This is a genomic window from Pseudomonas grandcourensis, from assembly GCF_039909015.1.
GTDB classification, from domain to species: Bacteria; Pseudomonadota; Gammaproteobacteria; order Pseudomonadales; family Pseudomonadaceae; genus Aquipseudomonas; species Aquipseudomonas grandcourensis.
Window position 1 is genome coordinate 1,703,774 of record NZ_CP150919.1, and the last position, 21,830, is coordinate 1,725,603.

A 21,830-nucleotide genomic window follows, 5' to 3' on the forward strand; every position below is an offset into this window, starting at 1 on the left:
GAATTGATCCTCAGTCGAGCTCTGCTGATTGCTTGCAATTCAGTAGGGGCTCGGTGCGGCCGTGGTACCGGGTCCCGTCGTTCTAATTTCGATTTTCATTTATGGGGTTAAGCACTAAACCACGCGTTTGCAGCGGTGTTTTATGCGTGTGGTTTCCTGATTGGTTAAGCATCGAGGAAACAGCCATGGCCAGCTTCATCAAGTCCGATCTAGAGTTCATTCTCGAACAAATTTTCATCGCTGAACGGAATGCGTCAGGCACGAGTCTGGCTGACTTGCTGCAGAACGTAGAAGTCCCCTTCGGTCTGCGCACCGTCACCGGCATCGACAACAACCTGGCCAATCCCCAGTTCGGTGCCGCCGACAATTTCTTTCCTCGCATGACGACACCGGTGTTCAATACCGCGCAGGTCCAGCCGGTCGGCTTCTTCGGCCCTGCCGATCCTGGCGGAACCACGCCTACCTCATACCTGCAGACCAGCGGGTTCGTCTTCGACTCGCAGCCGCGCACCATCAGCAACCTGATCGTGGACCAGACCGCCAACAATCCGGCGGCGGTCGCGGCCGCAGCGGCCAATCCGGGATCACAGGTGGTCACCAGCCCCGGTCTGGATGGCTTTTTCGGCACCGCCGACGACGTTGCCGTTTTCCAGATTCCCAACATCACGCCGGACGCGGGCCTGACCGTGCCGTTCAACCAGTGGATGACGTTCTTTGGACAGTTCTTCGACCATGGCCTGGACCTCGTCACCAAGGGCGGCAGCGGCACAGTCTTCATTCCGTTGCAGCCTGACGATCCGCTCTTCGTGCCGGGCAGCCCGACCAACTTCATGGTGCTGACGCGCGCCACCAATCTGCCCGGCCCTGACGGCATCCTGGGCACCGCCGATGACATCCACGAGCAGAGCAACACCACTTCGCCCTTTGTCGACCAGAACCAGACCTACAGCTCGCATCCTTCGCACCAGGTGTTCCTGCGTGCCTATGAACTCAACGCCGCCGGCGATCCGGTGGCCACCGGCAAGCTGATCACCAATCGTGACCTGGGCGTCGATGGGCATTTCGGCACCGCTGATGACGTCGAAATCGGCGGCATGGCCACCTGGGCTGTCGTCAAGGCCCAGGCCCGTGATCTGCTGGGCATCAACTTGACCGATGCGGACGTGTTCGACGTCCCCCTGCTGGCGACCGATGCTTATGGCAACTTCATCAAGGGGCCCAATGGCCTCCCCCAAGTCGTGATGAAAGGCGCGGACGGCATAGCCGGTACGGCCGATGACGTGCTCGTCGAGGGTAATCGGGCCGCGCCCATCAGCCTGACGAACGCTGTGCGCACCGGTCACCAGTTCCTCATCGACATCGCCCACAGTGCCGATCCGACCGGGGGCCTGACGGCGGACCTGGACACCGTCATTGGCGGCCCGCAAGCCCCCGGCACCTATGACAACGAACTGCTCGACAAGCACTACATCGCTGGCGACGGCCGGGTCAACGAGAACATCGGCCTGACCACGGTGCATTCCATCTTCCACAGCGAGCACAACCGGCTGATCGACCAGACCAAAGCGACGGTGCTGGCCTCTGCCGACCTCGCCTTTCTCAATCAGTGGCTGCTGCCTGACGCCCAACTGGCGGCATTGCCGGTAACGGCGGCCGACATTGCGGCCCTGCACTGGAACGGCGAGCGGTTGTTCCAGGCGGCCAAGTTCGGCACCGAGATGCAGTACCAGCACCTGGTGTTCGAGGAGTTCGCGCGCACCATCCAGCCGCAAGTGGACGTCTTCCTGGCGCCTATGGGTAACGACACCACGATCAACTCGGCGATCGTCGCCGAGTTCGCGCACACGGTCTTTCGCTTCGGCCATTCGATGCTGCTGGAGACGGTCGATCGTTTCGACCCCAACTTCAACGTCGTCGGCGACGGCAATCCGGTTGACCCAGGCAATCAACAGACCGGCCTGATCGCGGCCTTCCTCAACCCTCTCGCGTTTGCTGCGAGCGGCCCTACCCCGGAGCAGGCGGCTGGCGCCATCGTGCGCGGCGTCACACGGCAAGTCGGCAACGAGATCGACGAGTTTGTCACTGATGCTGTGCGCAATAATCTGGTCGGCCTGCCGCTTGACCTTGCCGCACTCAACCTGGCGCGCGGCCGAGACACCGGCATCCCGTCGCTGAACGCGGCGCGCCGCGAGTTCTACCACATGACTGGCGACAGCCAGTTGACCCCCTATGTGAGCTGGGCCGATTTCGTGCAGCACATGAAGCACCCGGAATCGCTGATCAACTTCATCGCCGCCTACGGCACGCATTCAACCATCACCAGCGCTACGACGGTGGCGGACAAGCGCGCCGCGGCGGCGGATCTCGTGCTTGGCAGCGCTACGGCGCCGGCTGATCGCCTGGACTTCCTGAACAGCACCGGAGTCTGGGCCAGCAATGCCGGTGCGGACGGTATTCTGCACACCGCCGACGACGTGACCATCACCGGCCTGGACTCCGTCGACTTCTGGATCGGCGGCCTCGCCGAGGAGAAGATGCCCTTTGGCGGCCTGCTGGGTTCGAGCTTCAACTTCGTCTTCGAAACCCAGTTGGAAAACCTGCAGAATGGCGACCGCCTCTACTACCTGGCCCGCACCGCAGGACTCAACTTCGGAACCGAGCTTGAGAACAATTCGTTCGCCAATCTGGTGATGCTCAACAGCGACGCAGTACACCTGCCGGCCAACATATTCCAGACACCGGCCTTCACCCTGGAGGTCGACCCGACGCACCAGTTCAATCAGAGTGTGATTGCCGGGCCGGATGGCATACTGGTCGACAATCCGTTGACGCTAGTCAATGAGGCTGCCGACAACCTGCCAGCCAACGCCGACCCCTTTGGCCCGTCGGTCCACGCGATTGGCTCGCCACGGATTGACCATTTCACGCCGCTGGTGATCCGCGACAACCCCGACACAGTGGGCCCGGATACCAACTATTTGCACTACACCGGCAGCGATACGGTCGTGCTGGGTGGCACGGCCGGCGACGACATCCTGATTGCCGGCGACTCGGACGACGACACCGTCTATGGCGACGCCGGCAACGACCGGATCGACGGCGGCTACGGCAACGACAATCTCTTTGGCGGCGCCGGTGACGACATCATCACGGACATCGGCGGTGCCGACGTCATCCACGGCGAGGACGGCAACGACGTCATCCAGGTCGGTAACTCGATCCTCGGCGCCAACAACCTGGTCCACGCTGGTGCGGGCAAAGACTTCGTCATCACCACTGAAGACATCACGATGACCTTCGGCGGAGCGGGCGACGACTTCATCCTCGGCGCCAAGGTCAACCTCGCGCCGACCGGCAACGAAGGCGACGACTGGATCGAGGGCGGCACCCAGGACGGTGCACCCGGCGATAACATGAGCCCGACATTGTCCGACGATGTGCCCGGCAACGACATCTTCATCGGCACCGGCGGATTCGATGAAATGATCGGTGAAGGCGGCGACGACACCTTCGTCGCCAGTGACGCCCAGGACAAGATGGACGGCATGTCCGGGTTCGACTGGACCACCTACAAGAACGACAAGTACGGCGTGACCGTCGACATGGTCGTTCCCTTCTTCAGTCCGTATCACGCGGTGCCCAATGCCGCGGGCGATATCGTGGGCGCAGTGGCGCAATCGGCCGATTCGATCTATGACCGGTTCGCGGAAGTGGAGGGCCTGTCGGGGTCGGCCTTCGCCGACTTCCTGCGCGGCGATGAACAAAACGCGGCCATCATCGCCAATATCACGGCCAGGGGCAGCATCCTCACCAACTTCGATCTGGTCAGCGGCCTGCGGGCCTTCGTCGGCAGCGCCGGATTCGGTGCCGACGGTATCGGAGGGACGGCCGACGATCAATTCGGCGCGGGCAACATCATCCTCGGCGGCGATGGCAGCGACATCATCGAAGGCCGTGGCGGCAGCGACCTTATCGACGGCGACAAGTGGCTCAACGTGCGCATCAGCGTGCGTCAGAACATCGATGGCACCGGGCCGGAAATCGCCACCTTCGACAGCATGACGCCGATGATCCCGCTCATGCTGAACGGTACCTACAATCCAGGCCAGCTCGTCGCCGTGCGTGAGATCCTGCCAGGCGTGGGCGGCTTCGACACCGTCAACTTCCTGGGCCCAATGGCGAACTACACAGTCACGGTCAACGATAACGGCACCCCGCTTAACTTTGCCGACGACATCGTCACCGTGACCGACAATGTCGGCAAGGAAGAAACCGACCGTCTCACCAACATCGAGCGGCTGCAGTTCTCCGATCAGTCCTTGGTCCTCGTGCCCGGGCTCAACGCTGAGCCGGTGGGCGCGCTGACGGTGGATAACACCGCGCCGACCGTTGGCCAGATACTGACCGTGTCGGCGGCCGGCCTCACCGATGGCGACAACGCGGGTGGGGCGATCCACAATTCCATCAGTTACATATGGCAGTTTGAAGCGGCACCGGGCTCGGGCGTCTTCGAGGACATCATCCTCGGGCCGGGCCGCATCGGTATCGGATTTGTAAGAGCGGACGCGCCCACGTTCACGGTGACGTCGGATCTTGCCGGTCTGGCAATTCGCGTCAAAGCCATCTATGCGGACGATCATGGCGTGACCGAGCAGGTATTCTCGGCACCGACCACGGCCGTCGTGGCCGGGGCGCCGGCCCCCGTAGCGGCGCCTTCGCTGATCGATCCGCAGACCACGGCCCCCAGCAACGGTGTGCGTTACACGCAATCCGACCTGGCGTTCATCCTTGACCAGATCAAGATTGCGGAACACCACGCGGCGGGTGAGAACCTGAACTCGCTGCTGCCGAACATACGAGTGCCGTACGGTTTGCGCACGGTCGAAGGGACGGAAAACAACCTGCTCCATCCCGAGTTCGGTGCCGCCGATAACGTGTTCCCGCGCCTGACCACGCCGGACTTCCGCCCGGCCGATGCCGGCACGAGCTACACCCAGACCAGCGGCTTGGTGATCGACTCGCAGCCGCGCACCATCAGTAACCTGATCGTCGACCAGACCGCCAACAACCCGGCGGCGGTCGCGGCCACCTTCGATCCCGGTCTGGATGGCATCCTCGGCACCGCTGACGATGTCCTCAAGGCCGGTGCGCAGGTGGTGACCGGAACCCGTACCGATGGCACGACGTTCCAGACCTTCTTCGACCCGAACGTGAGCCCCGACGCGGGTCTGACCGCGCCCTTCAACCAGTGGATGACCTTCTTCGGCCAGTTCTTCGACCATGGCCTGGACCTCGTCACCAAGGGCGGCAGCGGCACAGTCTTCATTCCGCTGCAGCCTGACGATCCGCTCTTTGTACCGGGCAGCCCGACCAACTTCATGGTGCTGACGCGCGCCACCAATCTGCCTGGCCCTGATGGCATTCTGGGCACGGCCGACGACATCCACGAGAACACCAACACCACCTCGCCGTTTGTCGACCAGAACCAGACCTACAGCTCGCATCCTTCGCACCAGGTGTTCCTGCGTGCCTATGAGTTCAACGCCGCCGGCGATCCGGTGGCCACCGGCAAGCTGATCGAGAATCGTGATCTGGGCGCCGATGGTGTGTTCGGTACGGCCGATGATGTCGCGATCGGTGGCATGGCCACCTGGAAGGTGGTCAAGGCGCAAGCTCATGATCTGCTCGGGATCAATCTCACCGATGCCGATTTCAACAACGTGCCATTGCTGGCGACTGACGCCTACGGCAATTTCATCAAGGGTCCGAACGGTTTTCCTCAGGTGGTGATGTTGGGTCCGGACGGTATTGCCGGCACGGCCGACGATGTGCTGGTTGAAGGCAATCCGGCGGCGCCCATCAGCCTGGTCAACGCCGCGCGCACCGGCCATGCCTTCCTCAACGACATCGCGCACACCGCTGTTCCGTTGGACGACCAGACCGGCGCGGCACTCCTGCCCGATGCGGACAATGTCATTGGCGGAACGCCTGCGCCGGGCTTCTACGACAACGAACTGTTGGACGCGCACTACATCGCTGGTGACGGCCGGGTCAACGAAAACATCGGCCTGACCACCGTCCATTCGATCTTTCACCATGAGCACAACCGCTTGGTCGATCACACCATGGCGGTGGTCCTGGCGACAGCGGCAAGCGGCGATGTATCGTTCCTGAACGAGTGGCTGCTGACGCCTGTCACTGCGGTTCCAGCTGACACCTCGACCCTTGACTGGAACGGCGAGCGTCTGTTCCAGACCGCGAAGTTCGGCACCGAGATGCAGTACCAGCACCTGGTGTTCGAAGAGTTCGCGCGCACTATCCAGCCGATGGTCGATCCGTTCTTTGCACCGGGCCAGGTGTACGACACCGCGATCGATCCGAGCATCGTTGCCGAGTTCGCGCACACCGTCTATCGCTTCGGGCACTCGATGCTGCTGGAGCAGGTCGACCGGCTGGATCCGAACTTCGCCTCGAGCGATATCGGGCTGATCCAGGCCTTCCTCAATCCGCTCGAGTTTGCGGGCAGTGGCGCCACTCCGGAACAGGCGGCCGGTGCCATCGTGCGCGGCGTGACCCGTCAGGTGGGCAATGAGATCGACGAATTCGTCACCGAAGCCCTGCGTAACAACTTGCTGGGTCTGCCGCTCGATCTGCCCGCCATCAACCTGGCGCGCGGCCGCGATACCGGCGTTCCGTCCCTGAACGCGGCGCGGCGGGAGTTCTATGGGCCCACCGGCGACGCAGAGCTCAAGCCCTACACCAGTTGGGCTGATTTCGTGCAGCACATCAAGCATCCGGAATCGCTGATCAACTTTATCGCCGCCTACGGCACGCACTCGACCATCACCAGCGCCATCACGCTGGCGGACAAGCGCGCCGCGGCTGCGGACCTGGTGCTCGGCGGCGCGACCGCACCGGCCGACCGTGTCGACTTCCTCAACAGCACGGGTGCCTGGACCAGCACCGCTGGTGCGGACGGCGTTTTGCACACGGCAGACGATGTGACCATCACCGGCCTGGACAACGTCGACTTCTGGGTTGGCGGGCTGGCCGAGGAGAAGATGCCCTTTGGCGGCATGCTCGGCTCGACCTTCAACTTCGTCTTCGAGAACCAGATGGAAAAACTCCAGGACGGAGACCGCTTCTACTATCTGGAACGCACCGCCTCGATGGACTTTGGCGCCGAGCTTGAGAACAACACGTTCGCCACGCTGGTCATGGCCAATACCGACGCAACACACCTCTCGGCCAGGGTTTTCCTGACGCCGGCCTACACTCTGGAGGTCAACCAGGCGAACCAGTACAACCCAAGTGTGATTGCCGGTCCCGACGGTATTGTCGGCACGCTCGACGATCTGCCGGCCAATGCCGATCCGTTTGGTCCGTCGGTCCACCCGATTGGCTCACCGCGCACTGACTTCCTCACGCCGCTGGTGATCCGCGACAACCCCAACACGGTAGGGCCGGATAGCAACTACCTGCACTACACCGGCGCCGAAACGGTCGTGCTGGGCGGCACGGCAGGCAACGATATCCTCATTGCCGGCGACTCGGACGACGACACGGTCTATGGCGATGCCGGTAACGACCGGATCGATGGTGGCTACGGCAACGACCAACTCTTTGGCGGTGCCGGTGACGACATCATCACGGACATGGGCGGCGACGACGTCATCCACGGCGAGGACGGCAATGACGTCATTCAGGGCGGCAATGGCCTTAACCTGATCCTCGGCCAGGCCGGCCAGGACTTCATCGTCACCGGCGAGGACGCGGCTGACACCAGCGGCGGCCTGGGCAATGACTTCATCCTCGGCAGCAAGGCGAATGAATTCGCGCGCGGTGGCGAAGGCGATGACTGGATCCAGGGTGGATCCGCCGATGGCGTTGCCGGCGACAACTTCGACCCGTTCGGCAACGATCCGATCAATGGCAACGACGTCTTCATGGGCGATGGCGGACCGGACAACTTCGACGGGGAGGGCGGTGATGACATCATGATCGGCAGCCCCAGCGAGGCGGACCGATTCATCGGGTTTTCCGGTTACGACTGGGCGACCTACAAGGACGATCCGGTCGGCGTGACCATGGGCCTCAACTCCAGGCTGCGCTTCTTCGATCAGCCGGCGGTGCCTGGCTCCAACGCGTCGATCCTTGCACGGTTGGACCTGGTGGAAGGGATGTCGGGATCGTCCCACGCCGATTTCCTCAGCGGCGATGACTCCACTGCCGACTTGCTCGCCATCGCTGGCGCCAAAGGCAGCGTGCTCACCAACTTCGACCTCATCAGCGGCCTACGGGCGTTCGTCGGCAGCGCCGGCAATGGCGCGGATGGCATCGCCGGCACAGCCGACGATAAGTTCGACGGGGGCAACATCATCCTGGGTGGCGACGGCAGCGACTTCATCGAAGGCCGTGGCGGCGATGACCTCATCGACGGCGACAAATGGCTCAACGTGCGCATCAGTGTGCGGCAGAACATCGATGGCACCGGGCCGGAAATCGCCAGCTTCGACAACATGACACCGCTGGTTCCGCTCATGTTGAACGGCACCTATAATCCAGGCCAGCTCCAGATCGTCCGTGAAATCCTGACGGCGACCGGTCCTGACTTCGACACGGCGCTGTTCTCCGGCAATCTGGCGGATTACACCGTGGTCAACAACGTCAACGGCACCGTTACGGTTACCGACAATGTCGCTGCCAGGGACGGGACCGACACCCTCAGCAATATCGAGCGGCTGCAGTTCGCTGATCAAGCGGTGGTGCTCGGCGGTTTGAACTCGGCGCCAGTCGGTTCACTGAGGATCGACGATGCCACACCCGCCGTCGGCCAGGTGCTGACGGTCTCGGCGGCAGACATCACCGATGCCGACAATACTGCGACTGGTGGCGCGATCACCAGCCCCATCAGTTTCTTCTGGCAGTTCGAAGCGCGCCCAGGCTCGGGCGTGTTCGAAGACATCACCTTCTTTGCCGCCGGTGAGGTCGCACGCGCGGAGGGCACGACCGTCACGGTGGGCTCGGAACTCAGGGTCGCACCACCGGCGACCCTCATCGGCGCCGTGCCGGCCATTCCGCAACTCGTCGTGGCAGCCGGGCTGGCGCTGCGCGTCAGGGCGGTATACATAGACGCCAATGGCGTGCTGGAGGAGGTGTTCTCGGCGCCGACCGCGGCGATCGCGCCGGCCGGTACCGGTACCGTCAATGTCCTGCCGGTCGGAACGGTGCTGATCAGCGATACGACCCCGACGGAAGGCTCGGCCTTGACCGCCACGGATGCGTTCACCGACGCCAACGGGACCACGACCTCGGTGATTGCCCATCAGTGGCAGGTGGGGAGCGGTGCGATCTTTGCCGACATCGCCGGCGCGACGGGCACGATTTTCACGCCCGACCAGCTGCAGGTCGGTCAGCAACTGCGTGTCGTCGCGAGTTACACCGATGACCTCGGCACACTTGAGCGAGTCACCTCTGCCGCAACGACAGTGGTCGGTGATCTGTTCGTCGGTACCGCCGGTGTCGACACATGGATCGGCACGGCCGGCTCGGACGTTGCCAGCGGAGGTGATGGCAACGACTTCATGAATGGCCGGGCTGGCAACGACATCATCAATGGTGACGCGGGCAATGACATTCTCATCGGTGGTAACGGTGACGATACGATGGCCGGTGGTGCTGGCAACGATGTCTACGAAGTCACCAACCTAGGGGACGTGGTGACCGAACTCGCCGGTGGTGGTACCGATACTGTCTGGACCTCGCTCGCGACCTACACCCTGGGTGCCAACGTCGAGAATCTGTATTTCGGCGGTAGCGGCAGTTTCAGGGCCATCGGTAACGCGCTCGCCAACACGCTTGTGGGTGGTGCGGGTAACGACGTCATCATCGGTGGCGCAGGTGCCGACACGATGGTCGGCGGTGCCGGCAACGACGTCTACGAAGTCACCAACCTAGGGGACGTGGTGACCGAGCTCGTCGGTGGCGGCATCGATACGGTCTGGACCTCGCTCTCGAGCTACACCCTGGGTGCCAACGTCGAGAATCTGTATTTCGGCGGTAGCGGCAACTTCGCGGGCACCGGTAATGCGCTGGCCAACACGGTCGTGGGCGGTGCGGGTAACGACGTTATCCGAGGTGGCGGAGCTGCCGACACGATGGCCGGTGGTGCTGGCAACGATGTCTACGAGGTCACCGACCTTGGGGACGTGGTGACCGAACTCGCCGGTGGCGGTACCGATACGGTCTGGACCTCGCTCGCGACCTACTCCCTGAGTGCCAACGTCGAGAATCTGTATTTCGGCGGTAGCGGCAACTTCCGGGGCATCGGTAACGGGCTGGCCAACACGCTTGTGGGCGGTGCGGGTAACGACGTCATCATCGGTAGCTCAGGCGCCGACACGATGGTCGGCGGTGCTGGCAACGATGTCTACGAAGTCACCGACCTCGGGGACGTGGTGACCGAGCTCGCCGGTGCCGGTAACGATACGGTCTGGACCTCGCTCTCGAGCTACACCCTGGGGGCCAACGTCGACAGTCTGTTCTTCGGCGGCAGCGGCAACTTCACGGGCACGGGTAACGCGCTCAACAACACGATCGTGGGTGGTGCGGGTAACGACGTGCTCACCGGTGGTGGTGGTAACGACCTGTTGAGTAGCGGTATCGCCGGCAACGATACCTTCGTGTTTGCTGCCGCGGGTTTCGGCAACGATGCGATCTTTAACTTCGGAACCAATCCGGCCGCAGGGCAGGACTTGCTCGATATCGCGGGGCTGGGGATCACCAGTGCGACGTTCGCGGCCAACGTGCACATAACGACTGACGGTGCGGACACGATGGTCGGGATCGGGACGGACACCATCCGCCTTGTGGGTGTCGCCAGTGCGACCGTTGATCAGACGGACTTCCATCTGGCGGGATGAGGAGGCCTTCTCGATAAAGTTGAACTGAAAGCAATTGGGTGTGTGGCGGTTGCCACACACCTTTTTTTTGTGCGCCAGGAAGGTCAGCCGCCACACCGGGAGGTTCGGGGTTGGAAAGCCAGAATTACGCGCTGTAAAGAAAACATGACGAAATCATCGGATTAACCCCGTGAAACCGCCACTTCCTGAATATTGTAAGAAAACTCTTACGAATCATTATGTTTTTGCCCACTTCCAGCGCTCTGGCCCGCTTGTTTCACCGCCCCATGCAGGGTGTTATGCGCGCCATGCCTGTCGTGCAGGTGCATAACAAAAAGGAGGCGCAATGAACGCCGTATTCCATCTCCATCTCTCTGCGAGGGGCGGTTTTCCTGCCTTTCCCGTCGATGATCCGCAAGGGTCCGATCCATTTTTTGCAGCCGCCCGAGCCTCTCGGGGCGGACACAGGCAATCCCGGCCATAGACACGCTTGTCCAGCGGGTCTGGCAGCAGGGGGTTAGGGGTGTACAATGCGCCGCGTTTTACCTGTGACCTCCTGCGCATCTGCGCAAACTACAAGGCTATCCGCCTTGTTCACTCCGTCGCGTCACGAGCGTGTCGGGTTCGATTTCGTCACAGATAAAAACAAACAGGTGACGCATGACCGTTGTAATTACGCTGAACTCCTGGTGCCTGCGCTGGGGTTTGATCGGTGCCGCTTAACGCCTTTCTTGAGCAGCAACGTCTACTGAACATCATCAAACCTTGCGTGAGACCCTTTTCATGAGTGGACAAAACCCGCAATCAGGCGAGCTGAAACGCGGCCTGAAAAATCGCCATATTCAATTGATCGCCCTCGGTGGCGCGATCGGTACCGGCTTGTTCCTCGGCTCGGCCGGGGTACTGAAATCCGCCGGTCCGTCGATGATCCTCGGCTACGCCATCTGCGGCTTCATCGCCTTCATGATCATGCGCCAACTGGGCGAAATGATCGTCGAAGATCCGGTGGCCGGTTCCTTCAGCCATTTTGCGCACAAGTACTGGGGCGGCTTTGCCGGCTTCCTGTCGGGCTGGAACTGCTGGATTCTGTACATTCTGGTGGGTATGTCCGAGTTGACCGCGGTCGGCAAATATATCCACTACTGGGCGCCGGACATTCCGACCTGGGTCTCCGCAGCGGCCTTCTTCGTGCTGATCAACGCGATCAACCTGGCCAACGTCAAAGTGTTCGGCGAGGCCGAGTTCTGGTTTGCGATCATCAAGGTCGTGGCGATCGTCGGCATGATTGCTCTGGGCAGCTACCTGCTGGTCAGCGGCAATGGCGGCCCGCAAGCGGCGGTCAGCAACCTGTGGTCCCACGGTGGCTTCTTCCCGAACGGTGTCACGGGGCTGGTGATGGCCATGGCGTTCATCATGTTTTCCTTCGGTGGTCTGGAAATGCTCGGTTTCACCGCTGCCGAAGCCGACAAGCCGAAAACCGTGATCCCCAAAGCCATCAACCAGGTGATCTACCGGATCCTGATTTTCTACATCGGTGCCCTGGTCATCCTGCTGTCGTTGACGCCATGGGACAGCTTGCTGACCACCCTGAACGCCTCCGGTGATTCCTATAGCGGCAGTCCGTTCGTGCAAGTGTTCTCGATGCTGGGCAGCAACACTGCCGCGCACATCCTCAACTTCGTGGTTCTGACCGCGGCGTTGTCGGTGTACAACAGCGGCACCTACTGCAACAGCCGCATGCTGCTGGGCATGGCCGAGCAGGGCGACGCGCCGAAGGCGCTGGCGAAGATCGACAAGCGCGGCGTGCCGGTGCGTTCGATCCTGGCCTCGGCGGCCGTGACCCTGATCGCGGTGTTGTTGAACTACCTGATCCCGCAAAACGCGCTGGAACTGCTGATGTCGCTGGTAGTAGCCACCCTGGTGATCAACTGGGCGATGATCAGCTACTCGCACTTCAAGTTCCGCCAGCACATGAACAAGACCAAACAGACGCCGCTGTTCAAGGCCCTGTGGTACCCGTACGGCAACTACATCTGCCTGGCGTTCGTGGTGTTCGTCCTTGGTGTGATGCTGTTGATCCCGGGGATTCAGACATCGGTGTATGCGATTCCGGTGTGGCTGGTGTTCATGTGGGTCTGTTACGGCATCAAGAACAAGCGCAGTGCGCAGCGTGCCTTGCAGGCCGCAGTGGAGTAACTCCGCGCAGAAACAACAAACCCGGCCAAGTGCCGGGTTTGTTGTTTTTGCACTTCACACACATCCCCTTGTAGGAGCGAGCCTGCTCGCGATGAGGCCGTATCAGTCAACATAACCTTTGCTGACCCACCACCATCGCGAGCAGGCTCGCTCCTACAGGGGCCGCATTCCTCCAATCGTTTCGCGGTATCCTGCACGTTCTGAATACGGACGCTTTTCCATGCTGGTGATTTCCAACAACGTGCAACTGCCGGATGCCGAGATCGAGTTGACGGCCATTCGCGCCCAGGGCGCCGGTGGGCAGAACGTCAACAAGGTCTCCAGTGCCGTGCACTTGCGTTTCGACATTCCAGCATCGTCCTTGCCCGAGTTCTACAAGGAGCGGCTGCTGGCGCTGCGCGACAGCCGCATCACCAGCGACGGTGTGTTGATCATCAAGGCCCAGCAGTACCGTACGCAGGAGCAGAATCGCGCCGATGCGCTGTTGCGGCTGACCGAGTTGATCCAGAGTGCCACCAAGGTCGAGAAAAAGCGCCGTCCGACCAAGCCGACCCTCGGCTCGAAGACCCGTCGCCTCGAATCCAAATCCAAGCGCGGCAACATCAAGGCCGGGCGCGGCAAGGTCGATTTCTAGCGGGCGTCCCGTGCCTCGCGCTGCTTCGGTGCCTGCCGGTACAAGTAAAGGCTCAGCATCAAACCGCTGAGGGCGGCGAGGGCGGCGAACAGGAAGATCGATGCAAAACCAAATCCTGCCGCAATCGCACCGGCCAATGGTCCGGTAATGCCCAGCGACAAGTCGATGAACAGCGAATAGGCACCGACGGCTGCGCCACGGCTGGACGCCGGGACCAGGTTGACCGCCTCCACGCCCAGTGCCGGAAACACCAGCGAGAAGCCGAAGCCGCTCAGCGCCGCGCCCGCCAGTGCCCAATGGGCATCCGGTGCAAGCCACAGCAACAGCAATCCCAGGGTTTCCACTGACAGGCAGGCAATGGCCACGCGAAAGCCGCCGAGGCGGTTGATCAGGTTGCCGAACAGCAAGCGCGCACCGATGAAGCTGGCGCCGAACAGGCTCAGGCACAGCACCGCGTTGTCCCAGTGTTGCGTGGCGTAATACAGGGTGATGAAGGTCGCGATGGTGCCAAAACCGATGGAGCCCAGGGCCAGGCCGCAGCCGTGGGGGAAGACCCGCCCGAGTACGTGCATGAATGGCAGGCGCTCACCGGCAACGATCGGCGCGGCGGTTTTCGGCCAGGCCAGCAGCAGGCCGAGAATGGCCAGCAAAACAATGCTCACCCCCATGCTCCACAAGCCCAGTTGATGGACGAGCAACACGCCCAAGGGCGCGCCGACAGCCAGTGCGCCGTAGCTGGCGATACCGTTCCAGGAGATGACTTTGGCCGTGTTTGCCGCGCCGACCCGGCCGATGCCCCAGCCAATCGAGCCCGAACCCACCAGGCTTTCGGCGCTGCCGAGCACCAGGCGGCCGATCAACAGGCTGATCAGGCTCAAGATCGGCAGGCTCTGGGTCCAGGCCGAGACCAGCATGAATACACCGCTCAAGCCGCAACCGGCCAGGCCATACATCACAGCCAGCTTGCTGCCCTTGTTGTCGATGATCTTCCCGGCATAGGGGCGGCTGAGCAGGGTGGCCAGGTATTGCACGCTGATCACCAGACCCGCGATCACCGCGCCGAAGCCCAGGTCGCTGTGGACGTAACCGGGCAATACGGCCAGGGGGATGCCGATGTTCAGGTAGCCGATGAAGGTGAAAAGGACGATGGAAACAACTTGCAGCGTGACCGCCAGGGGGCGCTGGTTTTCGGGCATGGGTAAAAGTCCACGGTAAAGCAGGATAGATAGGCTGCTTATGATAGCGGTGTGGACGGTTACAGGTTGTGAAAAAGTAAAACTATTTGCCGGGGGGGGGGCATTCAGATTTGACAGGGGCGACCAGTTGCGTGGTGACCAGGGCGGCCAACGCATTTTCCTGGGTGCCGAAGCGGGCGAGCAAGACGGCTTGTTTCTCGGGGGAGAGGCGATTCCAGATCTCGATCATTTTCTCGGCGGTGCCGATCAGGACGCTGGCCTGCGCTTCACTGAATTCATCGGTCATGGTCAGGCTCATTTCAGGCAGTGTGGAAAGCGCATGTTAGCGCTTTCCACACGGTCTGTGCGGCGGGTGTTTCAGTCTTCGCTGTCAACCTTGCGGCTGTCAGGTGCTTCTTTCGGCTCGGGCTGTTGGGCGCCGGCTTGTTGCGTGGTCGTCTGCTCAGGTACGTGCAGGCTTGGGAAGGGGAGATTAGGAATCTCGTGCATGGTTGCGCTCCTCGCTAAGTCTGTTGATAGATCTGGTAGATCCGCGCTTTAAAAAAGCCTGGGCAGGATACAGCACTGAAAATGACAAACGGACTTTTATATCCATTTGTTTCGACGGATGGGGTTGTATAGACAGATCGGTAACAGTCCGCAGAAAAAACTGTAGGAGCGAGCCTGCTCGCGATGGCGGAGTGTCATTCGACGTTGATGTCGACTGATGCGCCGCTATCGCGAGCAGGCTCGCTCCTACAGGGGATCTGCAGTGTTTGAAGGTTATTTGCAGACTTTGGCGATCGCCTCGGCCAGCAGATCCAGGCGCGTGGCATCAATACCCGCGACGTTGGCCCGGCCGGAGCTGACCATATACACGCTATGGTTGTCCCGCAGGTTCTTCACCTGCGCAGGCGACAGGCCGGTGTAGGAGAACATCCCGCGTTGCACGCCAATGTGCGCAAAACGCTCGCGCAAACCGTGAGGCTCCAGCGCCTCCACCAGACCGCTGCGCAATTGGGCGATACGCAGGCGCATGGCTTCCACTTCGTCAGCCCAGAGGTTTTTCAGCTCCGGGTCGCCGAGGATGGTTGCGACCACGGCCGCACCATGATCCGGCGGCGTCGACCACAGGTTGCGGGCGATGTTGGCCAGCTGGCTGCGGATGTCGGTGAGCTTGTCGGCGGTTTTCGCGCAGACAATCAGCGCGCCGATGCGGTCGCGGTACAGGCCGAAGTTCTTCGAGCAGGAACTGGTGATCAGCAGTTCCGGCAACTCGGCGGCGAACAGCCGGGTCGACCAGGCATCCTGGTCCAGGCCATCGCCGAATCCTTGATACGCGAAGTCGATCAGTGGCAGCAGTTCGCGCTTGCGTACGACCTCCAGCACCCGCTGCCAGTCATCCTGGGACAGGTCGAAACCGGTCGGGTTGTGGCAGCAGGCGTGCAGCAAGACCACGTCACCCTTGGGCGCTTCATTGAGCGCCGCCAGCATGCCATCGACGTCGAGACGGTTGTCGCTGCCCACGTAGGGGTAGTGGCTGACCTTGACCTTGGCTGCCGCGAAAATCGTTTCGTGGATCGGCCAGGTCGGGTTGCTCAACCACACGCCACGCCCAGGCAGGCACTGGGCGATGAAGTCCGCGCTCAGGCGCAAAGCCCCGGTGCCGCCCGGAGTCTGGGTGGCGCCGGCGCGTTGTGCGCTGATCAGCTTCGAGTCGGCACCCAGCACCAGCTCATTGATCGCTTTGCCGAACGCCGGTTCGCCGTGACCACCGATGTAGGTCTTGGTGGACTGGCGATCCACCAGGCGCTGCTCTGCAAGCTTCACCGACTGGAGAATCGGCGTCAGGCCCTGGGCGTCCTTGTAGACGCCCACGCCCAAATCGAACTTGCGCGGGTTCGGGTCCTGCGCGTAGGCCTCCATCAGGCCGAGGATCGGGTCGCCAGGTACTCGACCGATGGCGTCGAAATGCATTACTTGCGCCCCTCGGCGTCCTTCGCCACTTCGTCAGTGCGCGCGGCCATGATGAAGTCGTTGCGGTGCAGGCCCTTGATCGAGTGGCTCCACCAGGTCACGGTCACTTTGCCCCACTCGGTCAGCAGGCCCGGGTGGTGGCCTTCGGCCTCGGAGATTTCACCGACGGCGTTGGTGAACGCCAGGGCGTGCTTGAAGTTCTTGAACAGGAAGACCTTTTCCAGCTGCATGATGCTGTCACGTACTTCGATGTTCCAGTCCGGGATCTGCTTGATCAGGATCGGCAGTTCTTCGTCGCTGACTTGTGGGGCGTCGGCGCGGCAGGCTTCGCAATGGGCTTGAGTTAATGCGGTCATGATGTGTTCCTGAAATCGAATGTTGGGAAATCGGCCCTCAGTGCTACCACGCTAATCCAAAGCGATGGTTTCTGACAGGCTCACTTGATTCTAAAAGCGGCGGATCACGCGGCTTTTGGTTTTGGCGGAAATTTCGGTGCGTGCAGACCCATCTGCATCGCTTGCTTGACCATGCCCATGATGTCTTCGTGAGCGAGGTCGAACAGACGCTTGAGATTTGGCAACGCGAAGTACAGTGGCTGCAAGATGTCGATGCGGTACGGCGTGCGCATGCATTCCAGCGGATCGAACGCCTGATGCTCAGGCTCGTCCGACAGGCAATACACGGTCTCTTTCGGCGAGGACAGAATGCCGCCGCCATAGATGCGCTGGCCTTGCGGGGTGTCGACCAGGCCGAACTCGATGGTCATCCAGTATAGGCGCGCCAGGTACACGCGTTCTTCCTTGGTCGCCTTGAGGCCGAGTTTGCCGTAGGTGTGGGTGAATTCGGCGAACCACGGGTTGGTCAGCAGCGGGCAGTGACCGAAGATCTCGTGGAAAATGTCCGGCTCTTGCAAGTAGTCCAGTTCTTCGCGGGTACGAATAAAGGTCGCCACCGGAAACTGCTTGCTGGCGAGCAATTCGAAAAAGGTCTGGAAGGGAATCAGTGCGGGAACCCGGGCAACCTGCCAGCCGGTGGTTTCACCGAGGACCTTGTTGATTTCGCCGAGTTGAGGAATGCGGTCGTGGGGCAGACCGAGTTTTTCGATACCGTCCAGGTACTCCTGGCACGCACGCCCTTCGATCACTTTCAGTTGGCGAGTGATCAGCGTGTTCCACACCGCGTGTTCTTCGGCGGGGTAGTCGATAAAACCTTGCGCATCGGGCTCGCGAGCCACGTATTGCGTCTGCTTCATGCTGCTCTCCTGCTAGGGATTTCGTTCTTGTTATGTACTGCTATGGACCTAGAAATACCCCAAGGATTGCACTGTTGCAGCAGGTGTCTGGCGTCATGCGTAGGAAAAATCTTCGATAATCGTAAAGTTTTCGTTACGTGTTGGGCGTCGGTGCGCAAATGTTGAGATTGGCGGGTGGGAAAAGCCCTCCACCTGTCACATAATCTTGACGACTATCTGAGTGCCTCAGCAGAAATTATCCCTGCGCACCTTACTCACAGTTTTTTTGGGTCTTTATATGCGTATCAAAGTCCACTGCCAGAACCGCATCGGCATACTGCGCGACATTCTCAACCTGTTGGTGGAATACGGGATCAACGTGGCCCGCGGCGAGGTGGGCGGTGAGCATGGCAATGCCATCTACCTGCATTGCCCGAACCTGATCAACATTCAGTTCCAGGCCTTGCGTCCGAAATTCGAAGCGATTGCCGGGGTCTTTGGCGTCAAGCGTGTAGGGCTGATGCCCAGCGAGCGTCGGCACATGGAGCTCAATGCACTGCTCGGTGCGCTGGAGTTTCCGGTGCTGTCGATCGACATGGGCGGCTCCATCGTCGCGGCCAACCGGGCAGCGGCGCAGTTGCTTGGGGTGCGGGTCGATGAGGTGCCGGGGATTCCTCTGTCGCGGTACGCCGAAGATTTCGATTTGCCGGAACTGGTGCGCGCCAACAAGTCGCGGATCAACGGGCTGCGGGTCAAGGTCAAGGGCGATGTGTTCCTCGCCGACATCGCGCCGCTGCAATCGGAGCATGACGACAGTGAAGCGATGGCCGGTGCGGTGCTGACATTGCATCGCGCCGACCGGGTGGGCGAGCGCATCTACAACGTGCGCAAGCAGGAGTTGCGCGGCTTCGACAGCATCTTCCAAAGCTCGAAAGTCATGGCCGCCGTGGTACGCGAAGCGCGGCGCATGGCGCCGCTGGATGCGCCGCTGTTGATCGAAGGTGAGACCGGCACCGGCAAGGAATTGCTGGCGAGGGCCTGCCATCTGGCCAGCCCGCGTGGGCAGTCGCCATTGATGGCGCTCAATTGCGCGGGTCTGCCGGAGTCCATGGCCGAAACGGAATTGTTCGGCTATGGCCCGGGTGCCTTCGAAGGGGCGCGGGCCGAAGGCAAGCTCGGGCTGCTGGAACTGACGGCGGGCGGCACGTTGTTTCTCGATGGCGTCGGGGAAATGAGCCCACGCTTACAGGTGAAGTTGCTGCGCTTTTTGCAGGACGGTTGCTTCCGCCGTGTGGGCAGTGATGAAGAGGTCTACCTCGACGTGCGAGTGATCTGCGCGACCCAGGTCGACCTGTCCGAATTGTGCGCTCGCGGCGAGTTCCGCCAGGACCTCTATCACCGCTTGAATGTGTTGTCGCTGCACATCCCGCCGTTGCGCGAATGCCTCGACGGTTTGACGCCGCTGGTGGAGCACTTCCTCGATCAGGCCAGCCGGCAGATTGGATGCCCGCTGCCCAAACTCGCCCCGGCGGCGATGGAGCGGCTCAGCCACTACCATTGGCCGGGCAACGTGCGGCAACTGGAGAACGTGCTGTTCCAGGCGGTTTCCCTGTGCGACGGCGGCACGGTCAAGGCCGAGCACATTCGCCTGCCGGATTATGGTGTGCGTCAGCCCCTTGGCGATTTTTCGCTGGAGGGTGGGTTGGACGAGATCGTCGGGCGTTTCGAGAAGGCGGTGCTCGAGCGGCTGTATTCCGAGCATCCGAGCAGTCGGCAACTGGGCAAGCGGCTCGGGGTTTCGCATACCACCATTGCCAATAAGTTGCGCGAGTATGAGGTGGGCAAGGACAACAGCATTTAAGATCAAAAGATCGCAGCCTTCGGCAGCTCCTACGTCGAACCCTGTAGGAGCTGCCGAAGGCTGCGATCTTTTGATCCGTTGCCGCGAAGCGGCATGACACCGCCGGTTTTTCGTCTCTGATACAAATCACAAATCCCCTCTGAATTCCCCAAGTCCCCTGTTTGCCGGGCCCCGCGCCGTCAAAAACAAGTTGGTCTGCAAATTGCTTATGGCTCAGCAGTACAGCAGTGGGCGGCAAACGTCCGGCAGGCAGAGGAACAATTGTGGACAAGTACCTTTATGTGGCAATGACCGGCGCCAGCCAGAATGCACTGGCGCAAAAGGCTCATGCCAACAACCTCGCGAACATCTCCACCAACGGCTTCCAGAAAGACCTGGAGCAGGCCCGTTCGATGCCGGTGTTCGGTGACAGCTTTCCGGCGCGTGCGTTTGCCATGTCCGAACGTCCGGCCACGGACTTCTCCCCTGGCTCACTGGTGGAAACCGGCCGCGACCTCGACGTTGCCGTGCAAGGCGGCGGCTGGATTGCCGTACAGACGCCCGATGGCGGTGAAAGCTACGTGCGCACCGGCAGCCTGAACGTTGACGCCCTGGGCGTGCTGCGCGCCGGCAATGGCATGCCGGTCATGGGCAATGGCGGGCCGATTGCCGTGCCGCCGGAGCAGCAGATCGAAGTCGGCGAGGACGGCACCATCAGCATCCGCGCGATGGGCGAAGGTCCCCGGGTGATGGCTGAAGTCGACCGTATCAAGCTGGTCAACCCGGACCTCAAGAACATGACCAAGGGCCTGGATGGTTCGATCCACACCAAGGACGGCAAGCCGGCGCAGGCCGATGCCAACGTCAAGCTGGTGTCCGGGTTCCTCGAGTCGAGCAACGTCAATGCCGTGGAAGAGATGACCTCGGTTCTGGCCTTGTCCAAGCAGTTCGAACTGCACATCAAGATGATGAACACCGCCAAAGACGATGACCAGGCCATGGCTCGGGTCTTGCAGATCAGCTAATTACCAGAACGTCGCGCCGTAAAACAGGCGCACGAGGAGAATCGAATGCTTCCGGCTCTATGGGTTGCCAAGACAGGTCTGTCCGCCCAGGACACCAACCTGACCACCATTTCCAACAACCTGGCCAACGTGTCGACCACGGGTTTCAAACGTGATCGCGCCGAGTTCCAGGACCTGCTCTACCAGATCAAGCGTCAACCAGGCGCCCAGTCGACCCAGGACAGCGAACTGCCGTCGGGCCTGCAACTGGGTACCGGTGTGCGCATCGTCGGCACCCAGAAAAACTTCACCGCCGGCAGCCTGCAAACCACCGAGCAGCCACTGGACATGGCCATCGACGGTCGCGGTTTCTTCCAGATCCTGCAACCGGATGGCACCACGTCCTACACCCGTGACGGTACGTTCCACCTGGACTCCAACGGCCAGATCGTCAACGCCAGCGGCTTTGCCTTGGAGCCGGCCATTGTCATTCCGAACGACGCGCAGACCTTCACGGTCGGCCGCGACGGCACCGTGTCCATCACCGTCGCCGGCAACCCGGCCGCCCAGGTGATCGGTAACCTGCAAACCGCCGACTTCATCAACCCGGCCGGCCTGCAGGCCGTGGGCAACAACCTGTTCCTGGAAACCGCCGCCAGTGGTGCGCCGCAAGTCGGCACCCCGGGCCTGGCCGGTTTCGGCACCACGCTGCAGAACACCCTGGAAACGTCCAACGTCAGCACCGTTGAGGAGATGGTCAACATGATCACCACCCAGCGCGCCTACGAGATGAACTCCAAGGTGATCTCCACCGCCGACCAGATGCTCTCGTTCGTAACGCAGAATCTGTAATCAAGTCTATGAGGCAGCCA

General features: G+C 61.5%; 12 protein-coding genes. 6 read left to right on the top strand and 6 right to left on the bottom strand.

The genetic code is table 11. From position 1 onward, the window contains the following. Positions 1–185: 185 nt before the first annotated feature. The 3 genes from AABM52_RS07540 to arfB all read left to right on the top strand — a co-directional run bounded on the left by AABM52_RS07540 (position 186) and on the right by arfB (position 13,731). Positions 186–10,922, top strand: coding sequence for a peroxidase family protein (locus tag AABM52_RS07540; RefSeq protein ID WP_347911153.1), 10,737 nt, complete (start codon positions 186–188; stop codon positions 10,920–10,922). 762 nt (positions 10,923–11,684) lie between these two features. Further along, positions 11,685–13,097 carry an amino acid permease gene (locus tag AABM52_RS07545; protein WP_347911154.1) on the top strand — a complete coding sequence of 471 codons (1,413 nt, stop codon included), beginning with the start codon at positions 11,685–11,687 and terminating at the stop codon, positions 13,095–13,097. Between the two features lie 220 nt (positions 13,098–13,317). Continuing rightward, positions 13,318–13,731 carry an alternative ribosome rescue aminoacyl-tRNA hydrolase ArfB gene (gene arfB / locus AABM52_RS07550; protein ID WP_056721500.1) on the top strand — a complete coding sequence of 138 codons (414 nt, stop codon included), beginning with the start codon at positions 13,318–13,320 and terminating at the stop codon, positions 13,729–13,731. Here arfB and AABM52_RS07555 read toward each other — a convergent pair. The 6 genes from AABM52_RS07555 to phhA all read right to left on the bottom strand — a co-directional run bounded on the left by AABM52_RS07555 (position 13,728) and on the right by phhA (position 18,135). After that, positions 13,728–14,927, bottom strand: a complete 1,200-nt coding sequence (locus tag AABM52_RS07555) for an MFS transporter (protein WP_347911155.1) — start codon at positions 14,925–14,927, stop codon at positions 13,728–13,730. The two genes, arfB and AABM52_RS07555, sit on opposite strands and share 4 nt — an antisense overlap. A gap of 82 nt (positions 14,928–15,009) precedes the next feature. Next, positions 15,010–15,213, bottom strand: coding sequence for a hypothetical protein (locus AABM52_RS07560; RefSeq protein WP_347911156.1), 204 nt, complete (start codon positions 15,211–15,213; stop codon positions 15,010–15,012). 71 nt (positions 15,214–15,284) lie between these two features. Then, positions 15,285–15,416, bottom strand: a complete 132-nt coding sequence (locus tag AABM52_RS07565; RefSeq protein WP_347911158.1) for a hypothetical protein — start codon at positions 15,414–15,416, stop codon at positions 15,285–15,287. A 273-nt stretch (positions 15,417–15,689) separates the two neighbouring features. Then, positions 15,690–16,883 (bottom strand): amino acid aminotransferase, encoded by a 1,194-nt coding sequence (locus AABM52_RS07570; RefSeq protein WP_347911159.1) that lies wholly within the window; start codon positions 16,881–16,883, stop codon positions 15,690–15,692. Continuing rightward, positions 16,883–17,239, bottom strand: a complete 357-nt coding sequence (locus tag AABM52_RS07575) for a 4a-hydroxytetrahydrobiopterin dehydratase (protein WP_046037728.1) — start codon at positions 17,237–17,239, stop codon at positions 16,883–16,885. The genes AABM52_RS07570 and AABM52_RS07575 overlap by 1 nt, the downstream gene beginning before the upstream one ends. A 104-nt stretch (positions 17,240–17,343) precedes the next feature. Then, positions 17,344–18,135 (bottom strand): phenylalanine 4-monooxygenase, encoded by a 792-nt coding sequence (gene phhA, locus AABM52_RS07580; RefSeq protein ID WP_223547430.1) that lies wholly within the window; start codon positions 18,133–18,135, stop codon positions 17,344–17,346. Positions 18,136–18,412: 277 nt separating this feature from the next. Between phhA and AABM52_RS07585 the strand changes: the two genes are divergently transcribed. The 3 genes from AABM52_RS07585 to flgG all read left to right on the top strand — a co-directional run bounded on the left by AABM52_RS07585 (position 18,413) and on the right by flgG (position 21,810). Further along, positions 18,413–19,975, top strand: coding sequence for a sigma-54-dependent transcriptional regulator (locus AABM52_RS07585; RefSeq protein ID WP_056721509.1), 1,563 nt, complete (start codon positions 18,413–18,415; stop codon positions 19,973–19,975). A gap of 263 nt (positions 19,976–20,238) precedes the next feature. After that, positions 20,239–20,979: a flagellar basal body rod protein FlgF gene (locus AABM52_RS07590; RefSeq protein ID WP_007983443.1), complete on the top strand. Its 741-nt coding sequence runs from the start codon at positions 20,239–20,241 to the stop codon at positions 20,977–20,979. Positions 20,980–21,024: 45 nt separating this feature from the next. Continuing rightward, on the top strand, positions 21,025–21,810 hold the full coding sequence (flgG, locus tag AABM52_RS07595) for a flagellar basal-body rod protein FlgG (protein WP_047532060.1): 786 nt from the start codon (positions 21,025–21,027) through the stop codon (positions 21,808–21,810). The last annotated feature ends 20 nt before the right edge of the window (positions 21,811–21,830 follow it).